Source organism: Frisingicoccus sp. (genome assembly GCA_016298055.1).
Lineage (GTDB): Bacteria > Bacillota > Clostridia > Lachnospirales > Lachnospiraceae > Frisingicoccus.
In genome coordinates this window covers 1-2,158 of sequence record JAEDDO010000262.1, presented here as the reverse complement: position 1 = coordinate 2,158, position 2,158 = coordinate 1, and the positions used below count along the sequence as shown (strand labels likewise).

The window sequence follows — 2,158 nt, the reverse complement described above, 5'->3', positions numbered from 1 at the left end:
CACGGCTGCTGCTGCCCGACACTTTGACCTTAAAGCCCAGTGTTCTGAAAAATGTCTTCCAGAAAGGAAGTGTCTCCCAAAATGAAAGAACTTTAGGAATTCCGATGACAATATCTTTTTCCTCAGCAACCGGTTTAAACGGATAGTCCTTTATCAAAAGGGCTTCTCTCACTTTAAACATATCCGGAACCGGATCAGCAGTTCTTTTTACAGATGAATCCAGAATCTCTCCCCGTTCACACCGGTTATTCGTCACCCAGGTATTCCCGTTTGAAAACCGGACAATCGTTCGTTTACAGTGATTGCCGCAATTTGGACAGATTACATTTGTCTCCTGTTCGTAAGAAAAATCATCCAGACAATCCAGACCGATAAAGGTTTTTTCTGTCCCTTCCTTCTGCATTCGCTCTTTAGCGATCAGTGCGGCCCCGATCGCTCCCATCAGACCGGGATATGGTGCACGGGTAACTTTCCTGCCGATATACTGTTCCATAGCACAGAGTACCGCATCATTTTGAAATGTTCCGCCCTGAACCACAATATTTTCACCGAGAGACTTTATGTTATTCACGCGGATGACTTTTGTAAATACATTCTCAATAACAGAACGGCACAGACCAGCCATAATATCTTCCGGAAGCTTTCCGTTTCTCTGTGCTGTCACAATACTGCTCGTCATAAAAACTGTGCATCGGCTTCCAAGATTTGCCGGATGACGCGACAAAAAGGCAGTCTCTCCGATTTTTTCCACAGGAATGTGAAGTGTCGACGCAAAATTTTCAAGAAATGATCCGCAGCCGGAAGAACAGGCCTCATTGACCACAATATTTGTAATGACTCCGTGATTCAGCCATATTGCCTTCATGTCCTGACCGCCGATATCCAAAATAAAAGAGGCATCTTTGACATAACGTTCCACACCTCGAACATGGGCCACCGTCTCTACAACATGACATTCTGCTGAGAAGGCCCTTGCAAAAAGCTGTTCCCCATATCCGGTTGTGCACACGCCCAAAATATTGAGTGTAGCTCCGGCTTTTTTATATTTCTCCCGAAGACCGATCAGCGCATTTTTAGCAACCATCAGAGGATTCCCCTCATTTGAAGCATAAAATGTTTCCAAAAGATTTTCATTCTCATCCATGAGAGCAAACTTTGTCGTTGTACTGCCTGAGTCAATGCCAAGATAAGCTGTCATCTTATCACCCGATTGTATTATATGCGGATCCGTCTTCTTCAGCCGATGAGTTTCTTCAAATTCCATCCGCTCCTTTTCAGAGGAAAAGAATGGTATGCCGCTCTCTTCTTCTGAAAAATTCTTCTGTCCAATCACTATTTCAACCCGATGAATAATCTCCGAAAGTTCTGTATTCTGTTTTTCATCAAACATGGTCTCTGCTGACAGAGCCGCACCATAAGCCACCATAAGTTCCGGATGCTCCGGTATAAGAATATCTTCCTTCTCAAGTCCAAGACGTTCCGCAAAGACCCGGACCAATTCGGGATTAAAGGTCAATGGACCGCCCTCAAATGCAACCGGCTTCTCAATATCCAGTCCCTGAGCAAGACCTCCGATGGTCTGTTTGGCAATGGCATGAAAAGAGGATAAAGCCAAATCTTCCTTTAATACCCCCTGATTCACCAGAGGCTGAATATCTGTCTTTGCATATACACCACATCTTCCGGATATGTCATAAACACATTGACCTTTGGACGCAAGTTCATTCAATTGCTCCACCGGAATATTGAGCACAGAGGCTATTTCGTCAAGAAAAGCACCTGTTCCGCCAGCGCAGCTTCCATTCATACGCATGTCTGATACATCAAAGGCTCTCTCTTCGCTTTCTTTATGAAAGAAAATCATCTTTGCGTCCTGACCGCCAAGTTCTATAGCTGTGCCCACATTATTATAAACTTTTTTCAAAGCAATTGAATTGGCCACAACTTCCTGAATATATGGTAATTCTGTTTTTTCTGAAAGAAGTTTTGCTCCGGATCCTGTAAGGACAAACTTTACTTTCTGGTCAGGGAACCGACCTTCGAACTGACGCAGCAGCTCGTAAACACTCTGAATCTGATGGGCATTGTGTCTTTTATACTTTGAAAAAATAATCTCGTTATTCTTCTGGTCAACCGCGACAATCTTTGTCGTTGTAGA

1 protein-coding gene is annotated in these 2,158 nt (G+C 43.8%); it reads right to left on the bottom strand.

Annotated elements, in window-relative coordinates; genetic code table 11:
- Window positions 1-2,158, bottom strand: a 2,158-nt coding sequence (locus QZZ35_RS11380; protein ID WP_291237510.1) for an acyl-CoA dehydratase activase, incomplete at both ends; no start/stop codon positions are given.